Annotated in this window: 23 protein-coding genes and 1 tRNA gene; 12 read left to right on the top strand and 12 right to left on the bottom strand. The window is 61.8% G+C overall.

The features are described from left to right. Nucleotides 1-21: 21 nt before the first annotated feature. From Q4G24_RS04690 to Q4G24_RS04640, 11 genes are all read right to left on the bottom strand, one after another. Nucleotides 22-1275 carry an ABC transporter substrate-binding protein gene (locus tag Q4G24_RS04690; RefSeq protein WP_303365347.1) on the bottom strand — a complete coding sequence of 418 codons (1254 nt, stop codon included), beginning with the start codon at nt 1273-1275 and terminating at the stop codon, nt 22-24. Between the two features lie 253 nt (nt 1276-1528). Next, nucleotides 1529-2455 (bottom strand): ornithine cyclodeaminase family protein, encoded by a 927-nt coding sequence (locus Q4G24_RS04685; protein WP_303365346.1) that lies wholly within the window; start codon nt 2453-2455, stop codon nt 1529-1531. Between the two features lie 80 nt (nt 2456-2535). After that, a tRNA-Met gene (locus Q4G24_RS04680) sits at nt 2536-2612 on the bottom strand. A 122-nt stretch (nt 2613-2734) separates the two neighbouring features. Next, nucleotides 2735-3160, bottom strand: a complete 426-nt coding sequence (locus Q4G24_RS04675; RefSeq protein WP_303365345.1) for an HIT family protein — start codon at nt 3158-3160, stop codon at nt 2735-2737. A 698-nt stretch (nt 3161-3858) separates the two neighbouring features. Further along, nucleotides 3859-5034: an elongation factor Tu gene (gene tuf / locus Q4G24_RS04670; protein WP_303365344.1), complete on the bottom strand. Its 1176-nt coding sequence runs from the start codon at nt 5032-5034 to the stop codon at nt 3859-3861. 63 nt (nt 5035-5097) lie between these two features. Beyond that, the gene (fusA, locus tag Q4G24_RS04665) at nt 5098-7221 is read right to left on the bottom strand and encodes an elongation factor G (protein WP_303365343.1); all 2124 of its coding nucleotides are present in this window, start codon (nt 7219-7221) and stop codon (nt 5098-5100) included. A gap of 18 nt (nt 7222-7239) precedes the next feature. After that, complete coding sequence (gene rpsG, locus Q4G24_RS04660) at nt 7240-7710, bottom strand: 30S ribosomal protein S7 (protein ID WP_303365342.1); 471 nt, start codon at nt 7708-7710, stop codon at nt 7240-7242. Between the two features lie 12 nt (nt 7711-7722). Beyond that, nucleotides 7723-8094, bottom strand: coding sequence for a 30S ribosomal protein S12 (gene rpsL / locus Q4G24_RS04655; RefSeq protein WP_073068257.1), 372 nt, complete (start codon nt 8092-8094; stop codon nt 7723-7725). A gap of 277 nt (nt 8095-8371) precedes the next feature. Further along, on the bottom strand, nt 8372-8590 hold the full coding sequence (locus Q4G24_RS04650) for a hypothetical protein (protein WP_303365341.1): 219 nt from the start codon (nt 8588-8590) through the stop codon (nt 8372-8374). Further along, a complete protein-coding gene (locus Q4G24_RS04645) occupies nt 8587-9480 on the bottom strand; it encodes a DMT family transporter (RefSeq protein WP_303365340.1) in 894 nt (297 codons plus the stop codon). Before Q4G24_RS04645 ends, Q4G24_RS04650 begins: the two co-directional genes overlap by 4 nt. Nucleotides 9481-9489: 9 nt before the next feature. Then, nucleotides 9490-10296: a glycosyltransferase gene (locus Q4G24_RS04640; protein ID WP_303365339.1), complete on the bottom strand. Its 807-nt coding sequence runs from the start codon at nt 10294-10296 to the stop codon at nt 9490-9492. A gap of 143 nt (nt 10297-10439) precedes the next feature. Here Q4G24_RS04640 and Q4G24_RS04635 point away from each other — a divergent pair, with 143 nt between their 5' ends. Together Q4G24_RS04635 and Q4G24_RS04630 are read left to right on the top strand one after the other, a co-directional pair. Then, entirely contained in the window at nt 10440-11468 is a 1029-nt protein-coding gene (locus tag Q4G24_RS04635) for a tartrate dehydrogenase (protein ID WP_303365338.1), read from the top strand. Between the two features lie 9 nt (nt 11469-11477). Then, nucleotides 11478-11822 (top strand): tRNA-binding protein, encoded by a 345-nt coding sequence (locus Q4G24_RS04630; protein WP_303365337.1) that lies wholly within the window; start codon nt 11478-11480, stop codon nt 11820-11822. On the opposite strand, the gene Q4G24_RS04625 is transcribed toward Q4G24_RS04630, so the two are convergent. Then, the gene (locus tag Q4G24_RS04625) at nt 11816-13225 is read right to left on the bottom strand and encodes a HAMP domain-containing sensor histidine kinase (protein WP_303365336.1); all 1410 of its coding nucleotides are present in this window, start codon (nt 13223-13225) and stop codon (nt 11816-11818) included. The two genes, Q4G24_RS04630 and Q4G24_RS04625, sit on opposite strands and share 7 nt — an antisense overlap. A gap of 264 nt (nt 13226-13489) precedes the next feature. On the opposite strand from Q4G24_RS04625, the gene rpmH reads away from it, so the two are divergent. From rpmH to Q4G24_RS04575, 10 genes are all read left to right on the top strand, one after another. Further along, nucleotides 13490-13624, top strand: coding sequence for a 50S ribosomal protein L34 (rpmH, locus tag Q4G24_RS04620; RefSeq protein WP_028725980.1), 135 nt, complete (start codon nt 13490-13492; stop codon nt 13622-13624). 42 nt (nt 13625-13666) lie between these two features. Then, complete coding sequence (gene rnpA / locus Q4G24_RS04615) at nt 13667-14089, top strand: ribonuclease P protein component (RefSeq protein ID WP_303365335.1); 423 nt, start codon at nt 13667-13669, stop codon at nt 14087-14089. Further along, nucleotides 14086-14325, top strand: coding sequence for a membrane protein insertion efficiency factor YidD (yidD, locus tag Q4G24_RS04610; protein WP_303365334.1), 240 nt, complete (start codon nt 14086-14088; stop codon nt 14323-14325). Before rnpA ends, yidD begins: the two co-directional genes overlap by 4 nt. Before the next feature lie 93 nt (nt 14326-14418). Next, the gene (gene ttcA, locus Q4G24_RS04605; RefSeq protein WP_303365405.1) at nt 14419-15288 is read left to right on the top strand and encodes a tRNA 2-thiocytidine(32) synthetase TtcA; all 870 of its coding nucleotides are present in this window, start codon (nt 14419-14421) and stop codon (nt 15286-15288) included. Nucleotides 15289-15350: 62 nt separating this feature from the next. Next, nucleotides 15351-16634, top strand: a complete 1284-nt coding sequence (locus tag Q4G24_RS04600; protein WP_303365333.1) for a GGDEF domain-containing phosphodiesterase — start codon at nt 15351-15353, stop codon at nt 16632-16634. 150 nt (nt 16635-16784) lie between these two features. Next, nucleotides 16785-18614: a membrane protein insertase YidC gene (yidC, locus tag Q4G24_RS04595; RefSeq protein ID WP_303365332.1), complete on the top strand. Its 1830-nt coding sequence runs from the start codon at nt 16785-16787 to the stop codon at nt 18612-18614. Further along, on the top strand, nt 18611-19360 hold the full coding sequence (locus Q4G24_RS04590) for an MOSC domain-containing protein (protein ID WP_303365331.1): 750 nt from the start codon (nt 18611-18613) through the stop codon (nt 19358-19360). The genes yidC and Q4G24_RS04590 overlap by 4 nt, the downstream gene beginning before the upstream one ends. Further along, entirely contained in the window at nt 19357-20007 is a 651-nt protein-coding gene (gene yihA / locus Q4G24_RS04585) for a ribosome biogenesis GTP-binding protein YihA/YsxC (RefSeq protein ID WP_303365330.1), read from the top strand. Before Q4G24_RS04590 ends, yihA begins: the two co-directional genes overlap by 4 nt. Nucleotides 20008-20067: 60 nt before the next feature. Beyond that, nucleotides 20068-20967, top strand: coding sequence for an acetylglutamate kinase (gene argB, locus Q4G24_RS04580; protein ID WP_303365404.1), 900 nt, complete (start codon nt 20068-20070; stop codon nt 20965-20967). Between the two features lie 74 nt (nt 20968-21041). Next, on the top strand, nt 21042-21560 hold the full coding sequence (locus Q4G24_RS04575; RefSeq protein ID WP_303365329.1) for a histidine phosphatase family protein: 519 nt from the start codon (nt 21042-21044) through the stop codon (nt 21558-21560). Nucleotides 21561-21562 lie beyond the last annotated feature (2 nt).

Here is a 21562-nt window from a genome sequence, read left to right as displayed (position 1 = left end):
ATCCGGCCAGCGCAGCGGGATTTATTGGGCGTCCCAGAACTTTTTCGTCTCGGTGGCAAGCGCCTCGACGAATTGTTCAGGCGTGGTCTGGCCAAGGAACATCTTGTTATATTCCGGCTGAAGCACCTGCGAGGTAAACTCGGGGTAATCCACGTTCAGCCCGCCGCCATAAGGGGTCAGCGCCGTTGCCGCGGCAGCAGCAGCCGCCGCATCGCTCAGCGCGGGCGGCCAGTCAACGCCGCCACGGGTGACACCAACGCCGCCCTTTGCGACCAAAACGGCCTGCGCCTCGGCCCCCATCAGATAGTTCAGGAAGCCCACGGCCTCATCCCCGGCAGGCGCGTCTTTCAGAACGGCCACGGAAACGGTTGCCACCTCCAGGTCGGTGGCCTTGCCCTTGCCATCCGCAACGGCGGGGAAATTGAACGCGCCCCAGACGAAATCCGGGCCGGTGGTGGCGGAAAGCTCGGTCGGCAACCATGAACCAACCAGTTCGCCCACGGTTTCGCCCAGCGCGATGGTCTGCTGTCCCGCCGGATACTGGAACCCGCGCGCATCAGCGGCGATACATTCCGCATCCCAAAGCTGACGGCCTGCCTTTGCGGCCTCCAGAACCTCTGGCGTGCGCCAGCCGTCGCCGGATTTATCGGCAAAAGCCACGCCCAGCGCATCGGCACCGTTCTTGCGTTCCAGATAGTGCGAGAAATAAGCGGCATTGTAGAAGGCGACATTGCCTTCGATCACCAGCAAATGCGTGTCGGCGGCACGGGCCTTGCCGCACAGCGCCAGCAGGTCGTCCCATGTCGCGGGCGCCCCGCCCAGTTCGTCCAGCGCCTCTTTGTCATACCAGAAGTTAACGGTGTTATAGATATAGGGAAGCTGCGCCACCTGACCGTCGCGGGCATAGAGATCCAGCACACCGGGCAGCATGGCCGCCTTGACCTCATCCGTCAAATCGCCCGCAATGTCGCGCAACTGGCCCTGCAACTGCAAGCCACCGGCAAGCTGATCGCTGTCCTGATCCATAAGATCGACCGGCGTGCCAGCCGCCAACGCCTGCCGCAGCTTGGTCTGGTTTTGCCGCCCGTTCCACACGACGTTGAAGGTCGTGTCCGGGTTGGCGGCGGTGTAATCGGCCATGATCTGTTTCAGCGCCTCGGCCTGCGGCTCGGTCTCGTTCCACATCGACCAATAGACAACTTCGCCCGCCGAAGCCGGTGCGGCCACAGCCAACGCCAGGGCCGCCACCCCGCCTTTCAGGAACATCCTGTTCATCTTCATCCTCCCCATCGCTGCGATTCACGCATTTGTAATAAAGCTACAGTAAGGAAGTTAAACTACAGGTCAACGAAAATCTTGAAACCCGGTCCGACCCGCTGAACGAACAGCAGAAGGTCAGACAGTTCTGGCATGAAAGCGCATAACGGCAGCCATGATCGCCACCACGGGGACAGATAAAGGCCACGCCGCGATGCCGCCGGCTTCGTCTTTCTTACCGCCGCGATAAAAGAAGGCATGGCGATGCAGGTCAGGCCCCGCTGACAGCCTGCATGATATAGGCGGCGGTCATCAGATCCAGATGGGCGCCGCCGCCATTCTTGAACAGCGTGATTTCATCCGCTGTGCGGCGGCCCGGCTGCCCGCCGACCAGATCATAAAGATCCCCCAGCACATCATTTTCAGAAATCACCCCGGCGGCCAACGGAATCATCAACTCGCCAATATGGTGGATGGTCGTTTCGCGGCTGTCCACGAACAGGCGACCTTTGGCAATCAGCGCGTCATCGGCCTCGCGCATGTCAGCCTTATAGGCACCGATCAGGTCAATATGTGTGCCGGGGCGCACCCAGTCACCACGGATCACCGGGCTGCGGGCCATCGTTGCGGTGCTGATAATATCCGCCTGCGCAACCTCATCGGCCAGATCACCCGCGACCTCTGCCCGCGCGAGGTCCAGCTCCGCAACCAGCGCCCGCGCCTGTTCCGGGCGGCGCGCCCAGATAGCGATGCGCTCCAGCCCCGGAAACAGTGCCGCATATGCGCGCGCAAGGTTCCCCGCCAGCGTCCCCGCCCCCACGATCAGCAGGCGGCGACTGTCGGGCCGCGCCAGAATCGAAGCCCCCAAGAGCGAATCTGCCGCCGTCTTATAGGCCGTGACCAAAGGCACCTCGATCACCGCACCGAGGCTGCCGCTGTCGGGTTCATAAACCATCATCCCGCCCTGAACCGTGGGCAGCCCCTTTGCCGCATTCTCATCAAAAACGGTAAACGCCTTAACCCCGAAACCAAGCCCCGGAATATAGGCCGCGCGGGTCAGCAAGGTCTGCGTCCCCGGCCCAAGGAACATATCCCCGATCTGCGCCCGCTCGCGCAGATGCCCGGCCCGCAGCGCCTCGACCGCGCCCTGCCAGCTTAGCCGCCCTTCAGCCTGAATATCTCCGATGATCCTGACCATTCCGACACCCCTTTTCCGCCGCAAATCCTGCGCCAGAAACGGCGTCTTGCCAAGCGGTTCGGGGACGATCGGGAAACTGATGGTAGCGGAGGAGGGACTTGAACCCCCGACACGCGGATTATGATTCCGCTGCTCTAACCAACTGAGCTACTCCGCCATCAGGTAGCGGGGATTTAAGGCGAAGCGCCGGGGGCGTCAAGCGGTTTTCTGCGCGGGCGGATGGTTTTTCATGGGGGCTTTGCCCCCATACCCCCAGGATATTTGGAGACAAAAGATGCCCTATAAACCCTGCGCCAGATCACGGGCGATCTGCGCCATTTCATCCTGCGGTAATTGCGGCGGAATGGAATAGCCCGCCGGGCCGTCCTGAAGATAAGCCTGCGAGGTCACGTCATGCACCTCATGCATCGGAACGATGTGGGCATGGGCGTGTGGCACATGGATACCCGTAAAGAACATCGACACCCGTTCAACCCCGTAAAGCGCCTTTTGCCGCCGCGCGATCTTTTGGCTGACCTCGGTCACACGGGCCGCGAACGGCGCAGGCATGTCCTCGAACCAGACGTGATGCGCCTTGGGGATAACCAGCGCGTGACCGGGCCGGATCGGGTGAAGGTCAAGGAAGGCCAGCGTCAGATCGTCCTCATGGATCTTATGCGCGGGGATTTCCCCCGCCGCGATGCGGCAGAACAGGCAAGTGGTCATGGTGGTTCCTCCTGCGCCGATGGTGCGGGAAAGGGCGGGTGGAAGCAAGGCAGGAACCCGCATAACATACCCGTATTAACCAGACTATTCTGGCATAAATCACAAGCGGAAACCATAATTTTGCAGCAATACGTCCCGTCGGCGTTCCTAAAAAATCCGAGGCTTCAGCCCTTTCTCGCTGCGTTTGCGCTTTTTCACATAAAATGGACCAATCTTGATGCGTATTGCAGCACCTCATATCGTGGGTGTCGTTGGGAGGTTCGGCAAGGCGCTTGAGGGTCAGGGCATTACCGTGACCAACAGGCTGATGACTGGCCCCGCACGAAAGAATGGTCGTTTGCTGACCGGTGACAGCTCTCTGACCAACAATGCGCTTGATAAGCTGTTGATCTCCCAAATATCGGTGCGTGTAAATCCACGAGCCATGTTATGCGATGAGCGCCGGCCACCCCGACAGACCTTGGCAGCGTGCATATTGCCCGCGCAGCCCCTGCCCCGTCCTCCCCCACAAAAAGCCCAGCCCCTTCGGGACCGCCATTTGTTTTGTTATGTCACGGCAGGATGCCTGTTCTCCTTCTCCGCGCTCTCCTGTCCCATAAATATCCCCGCCGGAGGCACCCTCGCCCGCAACCGAGCCACCGCCCAAAGAAAAAGGCCGCCCTCGCAGGCGGCCCCCTTCATCTCAAGCGTAGCTCAGATCACTCGATGATCTTCGCCACAACGCCCGCGCCGACAGTCCGGCCACCCTCACGGATAGCAAAGCGCAGCTTCTCTTCCATCGCGATCGGCGCGATCAGCTCGACCTCGAACTTCAGGTTGTCGCCCGGCATCACCATCTCGGTGCCTTCCGGCAGCTTCACCGTCCCGGTCACGTCCGTGGTGCGGAAGTAGAATTGCGGGCGGTAGTTCGCGAAGAACGGGGTGTGGCGGCCGCCTTCTTCCTTGGTCAGGATATAGGCCTCGGCCTCGAACTTGGTGTGCGGCTTGACCGAGCCGGGCTTGCACAGCACCTGGCCACGCTCAACGCCGTCACGGTCGATGCCGCGCAGCAGCGCGCCGATGTTGTCGCCAGCTTCCCCGCGATCCAGCAGCTTGCGGAACATTTCAACGCCGGTGCAGGTGGTTTTCTTGGTGTCGCGGATGCCCACGATTTCCAGTTCGTCACCCACGTTGACGGCGCCACGCTCAACACGACCGGTCACCACGGTGCCGCGGCCCGAGATCGAGAACACGTCTTCGATCGGCATCAGGAACGGCTGGTCAACAGCGCGCTCCGGCGTCGGGATGTATTCGTCGACAGCGGCGATCAGCGCGCGGATCGAGTTCTCGCCGATTTCCGGGTCGCGGCCTTCCATCGCGGCCAGAGCCGAGCCTTTGACGATCGGAATATCGTCGCCCGGATAGTCGTAGGAGGACAGCAGCTCGCGCACTTCCATCTCGACCAGTTCCAGCAGTTCTTCATCGTCCACCTGGTCAACCTTGTTCAGGTAAACGACCATGTAGGGGATGCCGACCTGACGGCCCAGCAGGATGTGTTCGCGGGTCTGCGGCATCGGGCCGTCAGCGGCGTTCACCACCAGAATCGCGCCGTCCATCTGCGCCGCGCCGGTAATCATGTTTTTCACATAGTCGGCGTGGCCGGGGCAGTCGACGTGCGCATAGTGGCGGGTGTCCGACTCATACTCAACGTGAGCGGTCGAGATCGTGATCCCGCGCGCCTTCTCCTCCGGCGCACCGTCAATCTGGTCATACGCCTTGAAATCACCAAAATACTTGGTGATCGCTGCCGTCAGGGTCGTCTTGCCGTGGTCAACGTGACCAATCGTGCCAATGTTAACGTGCGGTTTCGTACGTTCAAATTTTGCCTTCGCCATGGGCGTAGCTCCTCAATGCTGATGTTGCGTGATGGGCGGAGGTCTCCCCCCGCCCTGCCCTTATCAGGCGTATTTCTTCTGGATTTCGTCCGAGATGTTCTGCGGCACGGCATCGTAATGGTCGAACTGCATCGTGAACACTGCGCGGCCCGAGGACATCGAGCGCAGGTTGTTGATATAGCCGAACATATTGGCCAGCGGCACCATCGCGTCGATCACATTGGCATTGCCGCGGCTGTCTTGCCCGCGCACCATGCCACGACGACTGGTCAGGTCGCCGATGATCGAGCCGGTATATTCTTCCGGGGTCACGACCTCGACCTTCATGATCGGTTCCAGCAGTTTCGCACCAGCCTTGCGCAGACCTTCACGCATCCCGGCACGCGCCGCGATTTCAAAGGCCAGCACCGAAGAGTCAACATCGTGGAACGCACCGTCGATCAGCGCGACCTTGAAGTCGATGACCGGGAAGCCCGCCAGAGGACCGGAATCCATCACCGACTTGATGCCTTTTTCGACGCCCGGAATGTATTCCTTGGGCACCGCGCCGCCGACGATCCGCGATTCGAAGGAATAGCCTTCGCCCGGCTCGGTGGGCGTGATGACCAGTTTGACGCGCGCGAACTGACCCGTCCCACCCGACTGTTTCTTGTGGGTGTAGTCGATCTCGGCCTCGTTCGAGATGGTCTCACGATACGCCACCTGCGGAGCACCGATATTCGCCTCGACCTTGAATTCCCGCTTCATGCGGTCAACCAGAATGTCGAGGTGAAGTTCGCCCATGCCCTTCATGATGGTCTGACCCGATTCCAGATCGGTTTCGACGCGGAACGAGGGGTCTTCGGCGGCCAGACGCTGAAGGGCAAGGCCCATCTTTTCCTGGTCGGCTTTCGACTTTGGCTCCACGGCAATCTCGATCACCGGCTCGGGGAAGGTCATGGTTTCCAGAACCACCGGCTTGGCCGGGTCGCAAAGCGTGTCGCCCGTGGTGGTTTCTTTCAGACCGGCCAGCGCGATGATGTCGCCCGCAAATGCTTCCTCGATTTCCTCGCGGTTGATGGCGTGCATGACCATCATCCGGCCAACGCGCTCACGCTTGCCTTTGGTCGCGTTCAGCATCTGGTCGCCTTTTTTCAGCGCGCCAGAGTAGATGCGGGTAAAGGTCAGCGAACCAACGAAGGGGTCGTTCATGATCTTGAACGCCAGCGCCGAGAACGGCGCCGCATCATCGGCGGGACGCTCGATGTTGCGTTCTTCGGTCTCGTCGTCCGGTGCGAAGCCCATCAGGGTCGGCACGTCGGTCGGCGCGGGCAGATAGTCGATCACAGCGTTCAGCAGGGGCTGCACACCCTTGTTTTTGAACGCAGAACCGGCCAGCATCGGGAAGAACGACATCGACAGGCAGCCCTTACGAATCAACTGACGCAGGGTCGCCTCGTCAGGCTCGTTGCCCTCCAGATAGGCTTCCATGGCGTCGTCGTCCATTTCGACAGCCAGTTCGATCATCTTGCCGCGCCATTCGTCGGCCAGCTCCTGAAGCTCAGCCCGGATCGGCTGACGGACCCAGCTTGCGCCAACGTCGTCGCCCTTCCAGACCCATTCTTCCATCTTCACCAGGTCGATGATGCCTTCCAGCGTGTCTTCCGCGCCGATCGGCAGAGCGACCGGGCATGGGGTGCCGCCGGTGCGGTCCTTGACCATGGCGACGCAGTTATAGAAATCTGCGCCGATCTTGTCCATTTTGTTCACAAACACGATCCGCGGCACCTTGTAGCGGTCAGCCTGACGCCACACGGTTTCGGTCTGCGGCTCGACGCCCGCGTTGCCGTCCAGAAGGCAGATGGCGCCATCCAGAACGGCCAGCGAACGCTCCACCTCGATGGTGAAGTCAACGTGACCCGGCGTGTCGATGATGTTGAACCGATTGCGCTGGTTCACATCTTCTTCATACTGGGTGTCTTCGTGCCGCTGCCAGAAGGTCGTGGTGGCGGCCGAAGTGATGGTGATGCCGCGCTCGGCCTCTTGTTCCATCCAGTCCATGGTCGAGGCGCCGTCATGCGTCTCGCCCATCTTGTGGTTCTTGCCGGTGTAGAACAGGATGCGCTCGGTCATCGTGGTCTTGCCGGCATCAATATGGGCCATGATGCCGAAATTGCGGTAACGCGTGAGCGGATACTCGCGAGCCATGGTGGATGTCCTTCCGTTTTACCAGCGGTAATGGCTGAACGCTTTGTTCGCGTCGGCCATCTTGTGGGTGTCTTCGCGCTTTTTCACCGCGGTGCCGCGGTTGTTGACGGCGTCCGCCAGCTCACCGGCCAGGCGTTCTTCCATCGTGTTTTCGTTGCGCTTTTTCGCTGCGTCGATCAGCCAGCGGATCGCCAGCGCCTCGCGGCGGGTCGGGCGAACCTCGACCGGCACCTGATAGGTGGCACCACCGACGCGGCGCGAACGCACCTCGACCGAGGGTTTAACGTTATCCAGCGCCTCGTGGAACACTTCGATCGGCTCGCGCTTGAGGCGGCCTTCAACGCGGTCCAGCGCCGAATAAACGATACGCTCGGCCACGGATTTCTTACCGTCAACCATCAGGTTGTTCATAAACTTGGTCAGCACGCGATCGCCATATTTGGCGTCGGGCAGCACTTCGCGCTTTTCAGCGGCGTGACGACGGGACATTCCGGTCTCTCCTTATTTCGGACGCTTGGCGCCGTATTTCGAACGACGCTGACGGCGATCTTTGACGCCCTGGGTATCCAGCACACCGCGCAGGATGTGGTAACGGACACCCGGAAGGTCTTTCACACGACCGCCACGGATCAGCACGACGCTGTGTTCCTGAAGGTTGTGCTTTTCGCCCGGAATGTAAGAAATCACCTCGAAACCGTTGGTCAGGCGCACTTTGGCAACCTTACGCATAGCCGAGTTCGGCTTTTTCGGGGTGGTGGTATAGACGCGCGTGCAAACGCCGCGCTTCTGAGGGTTTCCTTGAAGGTGCTGCGACTTGCTGCGCTGCACCTTGGGCTGCCGCGGCTTGCGGATCAGCTGTTGAATCGTCGGCATTCGGTTCCCCGTTTTGCTTCTGTCAATACTCGCAGCATTGCTGCACCACTTCTCGACGGCGATCCGCGCGGACCGCGAAACGCCAAACCCATCCATTCCCAAAAGGGGAGCGGACGGGACGTAAAATCCAGAGGATCGAGGCTGTTGAGGCCCGGATCATCATCGCCGGGTCAGCCCGGCGATTCTGGCCAGCCCGCAGGGGATTCCCCGCAGGTGTGCGGCGTATAGGTGGAAACGGGACTTGTGTCAACGGCCATCCCCTTGCCCTGCCCGGCATTTACGGGGTCAGAACCGCATCGGGCAGATATTTCGCGCTGCATCGCGTCGCCATGAACCGATCCAGCGGCAGATCCCCCGCCGCAACCTGCCGCGCAAGGTTTTCGCAGGCGTGACGGGCCTTTCGGCGTTCGGTATTTTCGGGCGTGAACAGAACCAGAAACACCGTTGCGGAAACGATCAGAATCGCGAAAGCCGCCCCGATAAACATTTCTTTCATCGCCTTACCCGCCCCTCGCGCCAGATCGAATAGATGCCAGCGCCCACGACCAGCGCCGCCCCGGCCCATGTCCACAGGTCAGGCCATTCGCCAAAAATCACCAGCCCCCAGAAGATCGCCACCACCAGCGAAACATAGCGGAACGGCGCGACAAAGGAAATCTCGCCCACCCGCATCACCGCAACGGCGGTCAGATAGCCGACGGTCAGAAACACCCCCGCCAGGATCAACAGCCCTGCCTGCCCCAGTGTCGGGGCCTGCCAGCCTTCGCCCACACTGACCGCCAGCCCCATCAGCGTCACCGACAGCGCCGCGTAAAAGGCAATCGTCAGCGACCCGACCCCGGAGCTGAGCTTACGCGTCGCCAGATCACGCAGCACGATCATGGCGACAGAGACCAGCCCCAACAGCGACCAAATATCAAACGTCCCATCCGCCGGGCGCAGAATCATCATCACCCCGGCAAAGCCGATCCCCACCGCCAGCAGCCGCCGCCAGCCCAGCTTTTCACCAAAGAACAGCGCCGCCGACAGCATAATGACCAGCGGCAGCGACTGCATCAGCGCCGAAAGATCACCGATCGCCATATGCGTCAGCGCCACCAGATAGGCGATGGTCGAGCCGACCTCTCCCACCGTCCGGCCCGCCAGCGCCCCGAAATCCTGACGCGGCACCCGCAGCGACAGCCCGCCCCGCCACCAGCCGACCAACGCCAGACACAGCATCACCGCCATGCCGCGCAGAGCGATGGACTGGAACAAAGGCAAATCCTGCGCCACGAATTTCATCACCGTGTCATTGGTGGTGAAAAACGTCATGCACAGGCACATCAGCCCGGCCCCACGCAGATTATCCCCCGGTTCCACCGGCGCTGTCACAGGCTTAGCCACCTTGCCCCCTTACACCGACAAATCGCGCAATGCCTGCTGAAACGCAGGCAACGAAATACCAAAGCGCCGCGACAACGCCCCCATATCCCAGCGTTTCAGGTCGCGCGGCGTGCGGAAACTGCTGTCATTGCTGCCATTGCGGCCCCGCGCATACATATAGCTGTTGTCGAAGGTCACGGTCGGCATCGCCTCATGCAGCTTGTGATGGCTGAAATTGAACAACGTGTTCGGATCATCGGGCCGCAGATACAACGTCTGCGCACAGGACAGATCCCGCGCCGACGTCCGGTAAAGCACTGCATGATCGCGGTTGGCCTCGAAAATGAAGCCATTTGCGTAATTGCTGGCCAGCATCCCGCGCAGATCAAGGACAGGTTGCAGGCAGGCGATGAAATCCGCACGAACCCGCGCCACATAATCCCGGCCCAGCGCGTCGTCGTCATCAATGCGGAACTGCGCCACCACATCCGCGCGATGGTCTATGCGATGGGTGAAAACCGGCCTGCCCGTCTCGGCATGGCTGCTGACAGGCACCATGGCGATGCTGAAATTGGGCAGATGCCCGACCAGCGCATAAAGCCGTTCCAGCCATTCATCGGGCAGCAATTCGCTGGTCAGCACAACGAACTGGAAATCCTGATCGGTCTGCGCCCGCAGCGACGGCAGGGTGACATGCTCAAACCACGCGAACCGCTCGGCCAGCCGCGCCGGAGCGAACAGATGGCCAATGCGCTGCTGCATATCCGTCGGGCCGCCGCGAAAGGCGTTGGTGACAAGCACCGAAAAGCGGCACACGCCGATGACCTGTATCTTCATCCCGCCCCCTTGCCGATCCCGTCTGGCCCCTTCTTCATTGCCGGGCTTTACGGGTGCTTGGCAAGCTGCTTCTGGCCCCTTTCCGTGCCTTTCAAACCTGCTACAACCCTTATGTTCCGCAGATTTCAGACAAAGGCCCCACCATGCCCCACGCAATCGCCATTATCCCCGGAGACGGAATCGGCGTCGATGTCACCCAGGCCGCATGGGAGGTGCTGCAAAAAGCCGCCCCCGGCAAGCTGGAGGGGACATGGTTCGACTGGTCCTGCGACACGTATCTGCGCAGCGGCCATATGATGCCCGAAGACGGGATCGAGACCCTGCGCCGCCATGACGCCATCCTGCTGGGCGCGGTCGGCTGGCCCGCCAAGGTGGCCGACAGCGTGTCGCTGCACGGGCTGCTGCTGCCGATCCGCAAGAGCTTTACCCAATACGCCAATATCCGCCCGCACCGGCTGCTGCCCGGCGTCACCGGACCGCTGCGGGCCGAAGATTTCGACATTCTTTGCATCCGTGAGAATACCGAGGGCGAATATTCCGGTGCCGGGGGCCGCGTGCATCAAGGCAGCGCCGATGAAGTGGCGGTCGAAACCTCGATCTTTACCCGCAAAGGGGTCGAACGCATCCTGCGCTTTGGCTTTGAGCAGGCCCGGACCCGGCGCGGCAAGCTGGCTTCGGTCACGAAATCCAATGCACAACGACATTCCATGGTGTTTTGGGATGAGGTAACAGACCAGCTTGCCGCCGAATATCCCGACATTCAGGTGACACGCTATCACATCGACGCCATGGCCGCGCGTTTCGTCATGGCCCCGGAAAGCCTTGATGTCGTTGTGGCCTCGAACCTGTTTGGCGACATTCTGACCGATCTTGGCGCGGCGATTCAGGGCGGGCTTGGCTTTGCGGCCTCGGCCAATATCAACCCCGACCGCTCGGCCCCGTCGATGTTCGAACCCGTCCACGGCTCGGCCCCTGACATTGCCCATCTGGGGATTGCCAACCCGATTGCGGCGATCTGGTCGGGCGCGATGATGCTGGAGCATTTGGGCGAGAGCGATGCCGCCGCCCGCGTTCACACCGCCATCGCGGCGGCCACCTCTGCCGGGATCGGCACGGTGCCGGGCAAGGACAAGACCGAACAGATCACCACCGCCATTCTGGCCGCGCTGTAAGGATCCCCAATGCCGCTCAAGCCGCAGGTTGATTACCAGAGCTTTGACAGTCTCGACCTTCGCATCGGCCGGGTGGTCGAGGTGCAGCCTTTTCCCCGCGCCCGCAACCCGTCCTATAAGGTCGCAGTTGATTTCGGCCCGGATATTGGCCTGCGCTGGTCCAGCGCACAAATCACCCGCTATGCGCCCGACGAGCTGCTTGGGCGCAATGTCGTTTGCGTGGTCAATTTCGCCCCGCGCAACATCGCCGGGTTCCAGTCCGAAGTGCTGATTATGGGCGCGGAAAACCCGGCGGGCGAGGTCGTCGTGCTGACGACGGAAAGCACGGTTGCGCCGGGGCAGCCGGTTTACTGATCGCCGCGCAGCAGCGCCCCCATACCCAGATCGCGCGGCAGATGGATACGGAACTCGGTCCCGTGTTCATCGCTGCGCACCAGATCCAGCCGACCGCCGTGGCCGCGCACCAACTCTTGCGCGATGGCAAGGCCCAGCCCGGTGCCGCCCTTGCGGGTGCCGCCGCTGAAGGGGCGGAACAGAAACTCGCGCGCCTTTTCCGGCAGGCCGGGGCCAGTATCCCCGACCTTGATCCACCATTCGGCATCGGTCTCACCCGCGCTGATCTCGATGGTGCCGGGCTGGCCGCTGCCTTCCAACGCCTGCCGGGCGTTGCGGGTCAGGTTGGACAGCACCCGGTAAAGCTGCTCACGGTCGGCGCGAATGGTCAAAGCGGGCTGAATATCGACGATGAACTCGACCCCACCCGTCCCGGCAAGGCTTTCAGCCTCGGTCACATCCTCGACCAGCGCCGCCAGCGGAAAGCGTGACAGCGTGGGCGAGGGTTCCTCGGCCTTGCCAAAGGCCAGCGTGGTTTCGCACAGATTCACCGCCCGACTGATCGAGTTCACCAGCTTGGGCGCCGCCCGCCGCACCGCAGGGTCTTCGCTTTCCTCCAGCCGGTCGGCAAAAATCTGGCTGGTGGTCAGGATGTTGCGCAAGTCATGGCTGATTTTGGCCACCGCCTGTCCAAGCTGCGCCAGCCGGTCCTTTTGGTTCAGCGCCGAAGTCAGCGTCTTTTGCATCGCAGCCAGCGCAGTTTCGGCCTCGGCCACCTCGGCGATCCGTGCCGTCGGGGTAATAATGGCGCGGCCATCCTGCGGGGCGCTGGCATAGGCGCTCATATGCTGGATCACCCGCCGGATCGGCACCACGATCAGCCGCCGCGCGGCAAAGTTCAGCAGCACCGCTGTCAGGATCGAGAACGCCGCAGAAATCACCAGCAACCGCAGCCCGGTGTCGATCATCGTCTTGCGCAAGGGTGCGCTTTCCATCGTAATCTCGATCAACTGCCCGGCATGGTTCACCGGCGCACCGATCACCCGGATCACCCGGTCGTCAGGGTCCGCAATCTGCTGAACCGCATCCCGGATCGCCTCAAGGAAACCCAGGTCGCGCAGATCATAAGTCGCGGAAATCGGCTGCGGAATGGGCGAGGCCAGCACAAGCTGGCGCACATCATTGCGGCGCAGCACCACGTTGAACACGCCAGCATTCTGCAACAACTCGGCTTCCAGCTCGCTGCTGATCGAATCATCGGTGGCCAGCCGGGCAAGGCTGGCGATCTGCGCCCGCTCCAGCCGCGATTCCAGATAGGTCTGCCGGACAGCCGCCAGCGCAGGCAAAAGAATCAGCGCCTCGGCCAGCAGAACGAAAACGATCGTTACTGCGGCGAATCGGCCTGACAAGCTGTTCAGTCTCATGCGCACCCCAACCAGCACCCGCGCGGGGTTCCGTCGCGGGTTATCACGCTTTCGCGCGTTTCCTGTCAAACATTGCAACCGGGCTGCGGGTTCCCTAAGCGGGTTCTTGCGCGAAATATTCTGGCAAACCCTTACCATCACCGTTGACTCGGGGGCGCGTCTGACCTATCAGGCGGGCTTCGAGATAACCAGCGTGGCCGCGCAGGGCATTGTCCTGTTGCCTGTCGCGCTCTGCTGAACACCGCTGAATATCGGAGTGGACACATGAAACGCACTTTCCAGCCGTCGAACCTGGTTCGCGCGCGCCGTCACGGTTTCCGTGCCCGCATGGCAACCAAAGGGGGCCGTCGCGTCCTGAACGCACGCCGCGCCAAGGGCCGCAAGCGTCTGTCGGCCTGATTGGTCTGACGCGGGGTTTGCGCCCCGCAAGGCTGCAAAAATATGCCGTCGCGCCCCGCCCCTGTCGCTGAACCGCAAGGCCAGCCGACCGGGAGTGGCGCGGCGGCTTTTCTGCGTCCGGTGATCCTGCGCAAACGTGCGGATTTCCTGCGCGCCGCCAAGGCCCGCCGTCAGGGAACGGCGGGCTTCCTGCTGCAAGCCCGCCAGCGCGACACAAGCGAAGCCGACCCGCAAGACATCCGCATTGGCTATACCTGTTCCAAAAAACTCGGCAATGCCGTGGCCCGCAATCGTGCCAAGCGCCGCTTGCGCGAGGTTGCACGGGCCATCCTGCCCAAACTTGGCCGCCCCGGCTGGGATTACGTTCTGATTGGTCGTCCTGAAACGACAATTTCCCGCCCCTTCACCGATCTGCTGGCCGATCTGGAACAGGCCCTGACCCGCATCCATGGGGATCGCCCATGACCCCGCTGGCCCGGATTTTCGCCCTGCCCATTCGCGCCTATCGGCTGTTTCTGTCGCCGTGGATCGGTCACGGCTGCCGCTTTCAACCGACCTGTTCCGTCTATGGGCTGGAGGCGCTGGAAAAGCACGGCGCCATCAAGGGCGGCTGGCTGACCCTGCGGCGTCTGGTGCGCTGTAACCCGTGGGGCGGGTCCGGCTATGATCCGGTGCCGCCCAAACGGTGCGACCATGATTAAGCGGCGGCTCATCGGCCTTGCCGCCGTCATTCTCGCCGCCATCATCCTGATTTTACTGGTAGCTTTTATCATCGAAAGGGTTTTCGCATGAACATCGAAGCCGATCTGGACGAGATCCACCCGCTGTTCCGCGGTGCCCCTTCCTCGACCGAGTTCCGCAAGCTGCGCAAGCGTCTGGTCCGCGAAACCCGCGATGCGATCGAGACATATGGCATGGTTCGCCCCGGCGACCGCTGGCTGATCTGCCTGTCGGGCGGCAAGGACAGCTATACCCTGTTGGCCATTCTGCATGAATTGAAATGGCGTGGCCTGCTGCCCGTTGACCTGCTGGCCTGCAATCTGGATCAGGGCCAGCCGGGCTTCCCTTCGACCGTGCTGCCAGCGTTTCTGGCGGATCGTCAGGTCGCGCATCGCATTGAATATCAGGACACTTATTCCATCGTCACCGATAAAATCGCGCCGGGCGGGACGATGTGCAGCCTGTGTTCCCGCCTGCGGCGCGGCAACCTGTATCGCATCGCCCGCGAAGAAGGATGCAGTGCGGTCGTGCTTGGCCATCACCGCGATGATATTCTTGAGACTTTCTTTATGAACCTGTTTCACGGCGGGCGGCTGGCAACGATGCCGCCCAAGCTGCTGAACGAAGAAGGCGACCTGACTGTTCTGCGCCCGCTGGCCTTCGTGGCCGAAGCCGATTGCGACCGTTTCGCTCGTACCATGAACTATCCCATAATCCCCTGCGACCTTTGCGGCAGTCAGGACGGCTTGCAACGAATGCAGGTCAAGGCGCTGCTGGATGAGTGGGAAAAGCGTACGCCAGGCCGCCGTCAGGTCATGTTCCGGGCCTTGACCAATGTCCGGCTCTCACATCTGGCAGATCCAAACCTTTTTGATTTCGCATCGCTTTTCCCGGATGCAAACAACTTTAAGGAGGTTTCCCCGCCGATTTTAGGCGCGCATTAACGGAACATAAGGGAATTGCTGCTAAGCCTTGGGGGAATGAAACGATTCTTCCGGTGGCCTTTATGCTGATTCCGACCGCTGCTTCCTTGCTGACACGCCTGCGCAACCTGCTGCCCCGCAAGCAGTCTCCCCGGCAACAGGTGCTGGTGCTGCGCCTCACACAACTGGATGGGCTGCGGCAATTGCTGGGGCAATCCGGGCTGGACCGGCTGTTGATGCAGATGCGCGACCGGCTGCGCGGCTGCCTGCGCCACGACGATCGGCTGTTTGCTGCCCCGGCCGGGGATTTCTGCATCACGCTGGCCACTGATTCGCCCGATCTCGCGGTGCAGATCGCCATGCGGCTGCGCAAAGCCTGCGGTGGCACCTTTACACTGGCCGGGCATAATCTGCACCCGGAACTGACTGGCGTGCTGGTCACGCATGACAAGCCCGGCGCGGACCCGGCGCAACTGGCCAGCTTTGGCCGCAAGATGCTGGAACGCACCCCCCCGACGCCTGCGGCACTGGCCATTTTCGCATGGCAACCGCAAAGCGACGCCACCCCCGACCATAACTTTGCGTCCCTGATTGCGCAGGGCGCAGTGCAGGCACATTTTCAGCCGCAGATTTGTTGCGACACCGGCGCGGTCATGGGGTTTGAGGCGCTGGCCCGCCTGAACCACCCCAGCCGCGGCTTGCTGGCCCCGCCACATTTCCTGCCCGGACTGGATGACACTTCACGCGCCACCCTGACCGCAGAAATGCTGCGCCAGTCGCTTGAGGCATTGCAGAAATGGGATGACGCCGGCTGGCATGTGCCGACCGTCTCGGTCAATGTCACCCCGCAAGAGCTGGCCGAACCCGCCTTTGCCGATCTGGTCCTGTGGGAACTGGACCGTCAGAATATCCCACCGTCGCGTCTGGTGATCGAGGTCATCGAGGATCTTGGCCCTCACACCACCGGCGCGGCGGCGGGTCCCAATCTGCGCCGCCTTGCACTGGCGGGCTGCCGCATCGACCTTGATGATTTCGGCACCGGCAGCACCACGCTGGACGCCATCCGCCAGTTCGAGGTGCACCGCCTGAAAATCGACCGCAGCTTCGTCAAGGGCTGTACCCAGGACCCGCAACGTCAGCGCATGATTCTGGCCATTCTGGCACTGGCCGATCATCTGGACCTGCAAACCGTTGCCGAAGGTGTCGAAAGCCCCGAAGAACATTATTTCCTGGCTCAAATCGGCTGTAACGAGGTGCAGGGCTACGGCATTGCCGCCCCGATGCCTCTGGACCGCACCTTCGCCTTCATGGAAAGCCACAGCAGTCGGCAAAACAACCTGCCCCGGCTTCAGGCCCGTGCAGGTTAAGATTGTGCAAGCGGATCACGCGGACGGAACGGGCGGCGCAGGATCGGGGAAAATCCGGCAAAACCGCGGTTGCAAACCGCACGGCCCCTTGACCTTTGCCCCCCCCTTCTATTGAACCGCCCCATCCCTTTCCCGCGATCTGGTGACGGTATGGAAGACAATAACCGCAATCTCATTCTGGCGACCGTGCTGTCGTTTCTGGTGATCGTCGTATGGTATACGCTGTTCGCGCCAGAACCCCCGGTCCTGCCAGATGAACCGGCCGCCATCACCGCACAGGATGGCGCCCCCATCGCACCGACCGCCACGACACAGGCGGCGGGCGGCGATACGCTGGCGCAAAGCATCGCCAGCACCGGCGATCCGGTGGCGGATGCGCCGCGCGTGATGATCGAAACGCCCTCGCTGAACGGTTCGATCTCGCTGGCAGGCGGTCGCCTCGATGACCTGCTGCTGACCGACTATCGCGCCACGCTGGCCGCAGATTCGCCCTATGTCCGCCTGCTCTCCCCGACAGCAGGCAATCCGGCCAATGATGTGCCTGCCACCAAACCCTATTACGCGGTTTATGGCTGGATGCCTGCTGCCGGCACCGATCCGGCACTGGTTCCCGGCCCAACGACGCTCTGGACACTTGAAACCGGCACCACGCTGTCGCCCGGCAATCCGGTCACGCTGGTTTGGGACAACGGCGCCGGTCAGATCTTCCGTCGCACCTTCGAGGTTGACGACAAGTTCCTGTTCACCATTGGCCAATCCGTCACCAATAACAGTGCCACAGCATTTTCGGCGGCCCCCTATGGCATTATCGCCCGCCACGGGATGCCCGATGGTCTGGAAAACTTCTTCATCTCGCATGAAGGTGTGATCGGGATGCTGGACGGCAAACTTGACGAAGAATCCTACAAGGATGTCAGCAAGTTCGACCTCAGCCCCGTTGAAGGCCGCGCTAAAACCACCGAAGTTGCGGAAAACGGCTGGATCGGCTTTACCGATAAATACTGGATGGCGGCACTGGCCCCTGCACCAGGCCAGCCGTTCCGCGCTGTCACCAAATATTCCGACGCAGCCGACATCTACCAGACCGAAACCCGCCTGCCCGTGCAGACCATCGCACCGGGCGCCAGCATCACATCCAGCAGCTACCTGTTCGCTGGTGCCAAGGTTGTCGATACGCTGCGCAGCTATGAAACCACCCCCGGCATCCAGCGCTTTGTCGATGCGGTGGATTGGGGCTGGTTCTATTTCTTCACCAAGCCGATTTTCTCGCTGCTGCACTGGTTGCATGGGCTGATCGGCAACATGGGCTGGTCCATCATCGCGCTGACCGTCGTGCTGAAAGCGCTGGTCTTTCCGCTGGCCCGAAAATCCTATGTCTCGATGGCCAAAATGCGCGAATTGCAGCCGGAGATGGAGGCCATCAAGGAACGCACCGGCGAGGACCGGATGAAGTTCCAGCAGGAGGTCATGGCCCTCTACAAGCGCGAAAAGGTCAACCCGGCTGCCGGCTGCCTGCCGATGCTGCTGCAAATCCCGATCTTTTTCAGCCTGTATAAGGTGATTTTCGTCACCATCGAATTGCGCCATGCGCCCTGGCTCGGCTGGATCAAAGACCTGTCCGTGCGCGACCCGTCCAGTGTGCTGAACCTGTTCGGCCTGCTGCCCTTTCATGCGCCCGGCCCTGACTCGCTGTTTTACATCCTGTCGCTGCCACTGATGGCACTGATCCTTGGCCTCAGCATGTGGGTCCAGCAAAAGCTGAACCCGGCACCGACCGATCCGACGCAAAAGATGATCTTTGCCTGGATGCCTTGGGTGTTCATGTTCATGATGGGCGGCTTTGCCGCAGGGCTGGTGCTTTACTGGATCGCCAACAACATCATCACCATCATCCAGCAGTATACGATCATGTCGATGCACGGCCACCGCCCGCAACTGTTCGGCAACATCAAAGAGGGCCTGAAGGTGCGGCGCAAATGACCGGACGGCTGGCGCATCTGTTTCGCTATCCGGTCAAATCCGCCGGAGGAGAAGCACTGGATCACGTCAGTCTGACCGTCGGGCAGCGCCTGCCCGGCGACCGGAAATGGGCGGTCTTGACCGAGGCCGGGGCCACCCATACCGAAAAGGCCGGGCCGGGTGGCTGGCTGCCCAAAGCCTGTTTTCTGCGCGGTGCGGCATCGGGCAAATTGCAGGCCGTCATCGGCGGCTGGCAGGGTGATAAGCTGCATTTGCGCCACCCTGACCTGCCGGATCTGATCGCATCCCCCCATGATGAGGGCGCGCGGATCGTGGACTGGCTGCGCCCGCTCTGGCCCGCAGACAAGCCCGCACCGCTGCGGCTGGAACAGGCGATGACAGGCTTTGCCGACGACAAAAATCCGGTCATTTCAATTCTGTCTCTGAACAGCCTGCGCGATCTGGAAGCTCGACTTGGCCAACCGCTTGGTCTGCATCGCTGGCGGGCAAACCTGTGGATCGAAGGCTTTGCCCCGCAGTCAGAGCGCAACTGGATCGGGCACGACCTTCACATCGGCAAGGCCCGGCTGCGGGTGGTTGAACCGATTGGCCGCTGCACTGCCACCGGGGTGGATACGACGACCGGAAACCCGGATATTGATATGCTGGCCGCACTGAAGGATCAGTTTGGCCATACTGATTTCGGTATTTTTGCCGAGGTCATCACCTCTGCCGAAATCGCCCTGAATGACGAGGTGCGCCCGTGAAAGTCGCCTTTCCCCTTGCCCCCGAACCCGCCGCCGATCGGGCCGAGGCCGCGCGGCTGCTGTTTGCCGGCCCGGTCGATTTCCTCAAAGGCGTGGTCGCCATGGATGGCCTGCCCCCGGCTGACCGCCCCGAGGTCTGTTTTGCAGGCCGCAGCAACGTGGGAAAATCCAGCCTTATCAATGCCTTGACTGGTCGCAAAGGGCTGGCACGGGCGTCGAACACACCGGGGCGGACGCAGGAAATCAACTATTTCACCCTTGGCGACCACTCCTATCTGGTGGACCTGCCCGGCTATGGTTTTGCCAAGGCCCCGGTTGCCGTCGTGGCGAAATGGCAGGCGCTGCTGAAAACCTATCTGGCAGGCCGCCCGACCCTGCGCCGCGCCTTTTGCCTGATTGATTCCCGCCACGGCGTCAAACCCGTGGACCATGAAATCATGGCCCTTCTGGACCGCTCGGCGGTGCCGTTTCAGGTGGTGATGACCAAGGCCGATAAGATCGGCCCACAGGCGATGACCGCGGTTCTGGCACAGGTCGAAACCGAGTTGCAAAAGCACCCTGCCGCCTTCCCGGAACTGGTCGTGACCTCCTCCGACAAAGGGCAGGGTATCGCCACGCTCCGCAGCATTATCGCCGGTCTGGACTGATCGCACGGGCCGGGTAAACTGACCGCCACTCGCAAGGACGCCGCAATGAGAAAGCAGAACATGGATCTCGACTGGACCCCAACCGCCCGCACCCTGTCCGAAGCACTGCCCTATATGCAGCGTTATGCGGGCGCTGTCGTGGTGGTCAAGTTCGGCGGCAATGCCATGGGCGACGACGACGACATGGCCGATTTCGCCCGCGACATCGTGCTGATGAAACAGGTCGGGATTCACCCGATTGTTGTGCATGGCGGCGGGCCGATGATTAACGAAATGCTGTCGAAACTGGGCATCGAAAGCCATTTCGTGCGCGGCAAGCGCGTTACGACCAAACCAACGGTCGAAGTGGTCGAAATGGTCCTGTCCGGCCTTGTCAACAAGCGCATCGTTCAGGCGATTAACGACGCTGGCGGCCGCGCGGTTGGGATTTCCGGCAAAGACGACGACATGATGGTCTGCGAAGCGGACGACCCAGAGCTTGGCTTTGTCGGTCGCCCAATCGAGATGAACATTCAGATCATCCGTGACCTGTATAACGCCGGTCTGATCCCGGTGATTGCCCCGGTCGCAACCGGCATGGCCGATAACGAGACCTTCAATGTCAATGGCGACACCGCTGCCGGGGCGATTGCCGGGGCGCTGCGGGCCGACCGGCTGTTGCTGCTGACCGATGTCTCAGGGGTCAAGGACGGCTCGGGTCAGGTCGTGACGCAAATGCACCCCGATCAGGTCCGGGCGATGATTGCCGACGGCACCATTGCAGGTGGCATGATCCCGAAAACCGAAACCGCGCTGGCGGCGCTGGATGACGGTGTGCGGGCGGTGGTGATTCTGGATGGTCGGGTGAAACACGCCGTCCTGCTGGAACTGTTCACCGAGCATGGCGCGGGCAGCCTGATCCGCTCGACCGAGCCAAAGGTCAAGCCGCACGGGCTGCGTCAGGGTGGTGAATCGCTTTAACCCCAAAGACATACTGGACGACTGCGCCGCTTCGTGCCACGCTTGCGGTGATTCCGCTGCAACCAGAGGTCGCCATGACTCCGCTCGGCTATCGCCGCCTGATCCTGACCCGCCACGCCAAATCCGCATGGGATGACCCTGCCCAACCGGATGAGGCCCGACCGCTGAACGCCCGTGGCCGCCGCGCCGCGCGGGAGTTGGGTGACTGGCTGGCCAGCCGGGGTTATGACCCGGAGGAGGTTCTTTGCTCGACCGCCACACGCACCCGGCAGACATGGGAACTGGCCGCGCAGGCTGCCTTTGAAACCCGTCCCCTGCTGCGCTTTGAACCTTCGCTCTACCACGCAACCCCCGAGGCCATGCGGAACGTGCTGCGCAGCGCAGAGGCGCAAACCGTGATGATGGTCGGCCACAATCCCGGCATTGCCGAGTTTGCCGCCAGCCTGCCCGCGCACCCGCCACTGGACCCGGATTTCCGCCGCTATCCCACGGCAGCAACGCTGGTCGTGGATTTCCAGATCGACAACTGGTCACAGATTGAGCCCGGCACCGGCAGCGTGCTGGACTTTACCCGCTTCGACGGTCGCCGCTAAGA

This window comes from Paracoccus sp. (in: a-proteobacteria), from assembly GCF_030538695.1.
GTDB lineage: Bacteria > Pseudomonadota > Alphaproteobacteria > Rhodobacterales > Rhodobacteraceae > Paracoccus.
Note: the sequence above shows the minus strand (reverse complement) of the source record. Positions and strands in the feature narration are given on the sequence as shown.

Excerpts from the sequence above, each read along its gene's own strand:
- Q4G24_RS04690 (WP_303365347.1), bottom strand. The coding sequence starts at position 1,275 with ATGAACAGGATGTTCCTGAAAGGCGGGGTGGCGGCCCTGGCGTTGGCT.
- Q4G24_RS04685 (WP_303365346.1), bottom strand. The coding sequence starts at position 2,455 with ATGGTCAGGATCATCGGAGATATTCAGGCTGAAGGGCGGCTAAGCTGG.
- Q4G24_RS04675 (WP_303365345.1), bottom strand. The coding sequence starts at position 3,160 with ATGACCACTTGCCTGTTCTGCCGCATCGCGGCGGGGGAAATCCCCGCG.
- tuf (WP_303365344.1), bottom strand. The coding sequence starts at position 5,034 with ATGGCGAAGGCAAAATTTGAACGTACGAAACCGCACGTTAACATTGGC.
- fusA (WP_303365343.1), bottom strand. The coding sequence starts at position 7,221 with ATGGCTCGCGAGTATCCGCTCACGCGTTACCGCAATTTCGGCATCATG.
- rpsG (WP_303365342.1), bottom strand. The coding sequence starts at position 7,710 with ATGTCCCGTCGTCACGCCGCTGAAAAGCGCGAAGTGCTGCCCGACGCC.
- rpsL (WP_073068257.1), bottom strand. The coding sequence starts at position 8,094 with ATGCCGACGATTCAACAGCTGATCCGCAAGCCGCGGCAGCCCAAGGTG.
- Q4G24_RS04650 (WP_303365341.1), bottom strand. The coding sequence starts at position 8,590 with ATGAAAGAAATGTTTATCGGGGCGGCTTTCGCGATTCTGATCGTTTCC.
- Q4G24_RS04640 (WP_303365339.1), bottom strand. The coding sequence starts at position 10,296 with ATGAAGATACAGGTCATCGGCGTGTGCCGCTTTTCGGTGCTTGTCACC.
- Q4G24_RS04635 (WP_303365338.1), top strand. The coding sequence starts at position 10,440 with ATGCCCCACGCAATCGCCATTATCCCCGGAGACGGAATCGGCGTCGAT.
- Q4G24_RS04630 (WP_303365337.1), top strand. The coding sequence starts at position 11,478 with ATGCCGCTCAAGCCGCAGGTTGATTACCAGAGCTTTGACAGTCTCGAC.
- Q4G24_RS04625 (WP_303365336.1), bottom strand. The coding sequence starts at position 13,225 with ATGAGACTGAACAGCTTGTCAGGCCGATTCGCCGCAGTAACGATCGTT.
- rpmH (WP_028725980.1), top strand. The coding sequence starts at position 13,490 with ATGAAACGCACTTTCCAGCCGTCGAACCTGGTTCGCGCGCGCCGTCAC.
- rnpA (WP_303365335.1), top strand. The coding sequence starts at position 13,667 with ATGCCGTCGCGCCCCGCCCCTGTCGCTGAACCGCAAGGCCAGCCGACC.
- yidD (WP_303365334.1), top strand. The coding sequence starts at position 14,086 with ATGACCCCGCTGGCCCGGATTTTCGCCCTGCCCATTCGCGCCTATCGG.
- Q4G24_RS04600 (WP_303365333.1), top strand. The coding sequence starts at position 15,351 with ATGCTGATTCCGACCGCTGCTTCCTTGCTGACACGCCTGCGCAACCTG.
- yidC (WP_303365332.1), top strand. The coding sequence starts at position 16,785 with ATGGAAGACAATAACCGCAATCTCATTCTGGCGACCGTGCTGTCGTTT.
- Q4G24_RS04590 (WP_303365331.1), top strand. The coding sequence starts at position 18,611 with ATGACCGGACGGCTGGCGCATCTGTTTCGCTATCCGGTCAAATCCGCC.
- argB (WP_303365404.1), top strand. The coding sequence starts at position 20,068 with ATGGATCTCGACTGGACCCCAACCGCCCGCACCCTGTCCGAAGCACTG.
- Q4G24_RS04575 (WP_303365329.1), top strand. The coding sequence starts at position 21,042 with ATGACTCCGCTCGGCTATCGCCGCCTGATCCTGACCCGCCACGCCAAA.